The 2,277-nt window shown below is 62.0% G+C and carries 1 pseudogene; it reads left to right on the top strand.

Annotated features, from left to right (window positions below):
• Positions 1-2,277, top strand: a pseudogene (locus H5U08_RS16225) (hypothetical protein); the annotation flags it as partial.

Genomic DNA, 2,277 nt, shown 5'->3' with positions numbered 1-2,277 from the left:
CCGAGGGATTGCTTCTCAAGGAACAGAAACTCACGCAGCTCATGGAGCGATTCAACTCGCTCATGAAGGAAGGCCGGTATGAACTGGCCGAAGTGGAAGCGGCGGGCGAAGCGGAAAAGCTCGCGCCGGACCTGCCGACGCCGCTCCTTGCCCGACATATGGCCAGCCAGGTGGGAAACTTTGAGAAAGCCATGGTCCTCCGAGAAGCCCGCCAGAAGGGTGTGCTGGATACGCTCTATCAAACAGAGCGGGCCCACGTGCCGACGCCCGACGAACCGCCCGTGGTGTATCCCGACGCCCAAACCTGGCAGGAGTTGACCGCCCGCCGCAAAGAGCGCTACCAGAGCATGGACCTGGGCGCTTCCAGCCCCGCGGAGCGGAAAATCCTTTCCGAGCTGAAGAAGCCGACCGAGCTGGACTTCGTCGATACACCTCTCTCCGAAGTGATCAACTATCTCCGCGATCGACACCAGATCGAAATCCAACTGGATAACAAGGCTCTCACAGGTGTGGGCGTGGATACCAACACGCCGGTCACCAAGAGTTTGCGGGGAATTTCGTTGCGGTCCGCCCTCCGCCTGCTCTTGCGCGACCTGGACCTCACCTACGTCATCAAGGACGAGGTACTGCTCATCACGACTCCCGAACAGGCTCAGAACGACCTCGTGCTCAAGGTCTACCCGGTGGCCGACCTTGTCGTCCCGCCAAACTCCATCGGCGGTGCCGGGATCGGCGGCTGGGGTGGCATGGGCATGGGTATGGGCATGGGCATGGGTGGCTACGGGATGGGTGGATATGGAATGGGTGGTTTCGGAGGCATGGGTGGTTTCGGAGGAATGGGTGGTTTCGGAATGGGCGGCTACGGGATGGGAATGGGCATGTTTAATGTCCCCAGTGCCCCCGCGGGTAATGGTGGTTTCCGAGCGTTCAGCGTTCAGGACGATCTGAGCAAAACGCCCGACGGACAGCCCCGTCATCACCCCACGTCCACCATCCTTCAAGTGACCGATGATGTTCTCAACGGCCGGGTGTCGGAGAGTCAATCACCGGCCGACCTCTGGGATTCCGTCTTTGCCCAGGGAACGGTCCCGGCTAAAGACGTCCGTGAGGCGGTCCGCCGTCTGGTCGGCGGCCAGAAGTTTGACCATGTGACCGCCTTGATCCACGCGGCGCTGCGGCACAACCAACCCCAACCGTGGATGTACGAGGGGCTGGCCCTGGCCCTGGAAGCACAGGGGGGTTCGCGGGAAGAGATCGAACGGGCTCTCATGTCCGCGGCTGATTTCGCCTCTGACCCCATGGACTTCCTCGTTCTGGGGATCCAGCTCGAGCGACATGGTCTTGAGCACAGGGCGCTCGCCATGTACCGTCAGGTCGCCAACCTGATGCCGGAATGGCCGGAACCCTATGTGGCCGCGCTGCGGTTGGCCCAAAAGCTCAACGATCGCGAAGCCCTGAAGTGGTCCACCGTGGGAATCCTTTCCCAGGTCTTCCCGCAAAAACACCAGGATGTCTGGTTCAATGCGTTGCGAACGGCGAAGGCCCTTCTCGATGAACTCAAGGCTCAGAATCCCGAGGAAGCCCAAAGGTACGAACAGGCCCTCAACGAAGCCGTAGCCCGGGATTGCATCATCGAGGTCTCCTGGGTGGGCGAAGCCGACCTGGATCTCCTCGTCGAGGAACCGGGGGGAACGCTTTGCTCGCTCCGCAATCCGCGGACGACCTCCGGCGGAGTCCTGGTTGGCGATGTGAGCAGCCAGGCAGGTCGGGAAGCCAGCGAGGGTTACAAGGAGTATTACGTCTGCCCTCGGGGATTCAGTGGAACGTACCGCGCTGTGGTCCGCCGCGTCTGGGGTAACGTTGTCGGCGGCAAGGTCAAAGTGACGGTGTACCTCCACTTCCTCACCGACAAGGCCCAGTCTCTTACCAAGACCATCCCGCTCAAGGGCGATGAGGCCTACATCCAGTTCGAGCTTGCCGACGGTCGTCGCAAGGCCCCGCTCGCCGAGCAACAACTTGCCAGCGCGGTCATGAATCAGATTGATCTCCGCAACCGCATCCTGGCGCAGCAACTGGGCGATGGCGGAAATGCCCCACAGGTGGACCCCAGCTCGATGGCCTCGTTCGTGCAATCGCGAACGGATGGCGGGGTGGGTGTCAATCCCGTCTGGCCCTTCATCCCGGTCCGTGGCGGTGCGGTCGGCTACGCCCCGCAAATCACCGTGATCCCCGAAGGTAGCATGCTCACCGCGGCGGCCACGATCTCTGCCGATCGCC

It is taken from the genome of Thermogutta sp. (assembly GCF_014359955.1).
Lineage (GTDB): Bacteria > Planctomycetota > Planctomycetia > Pirellulales > Thermoguttaceae > Thermogutta.
This window is presented reverse-complemented; position numbering and strand designations above follow the sequence as displayed.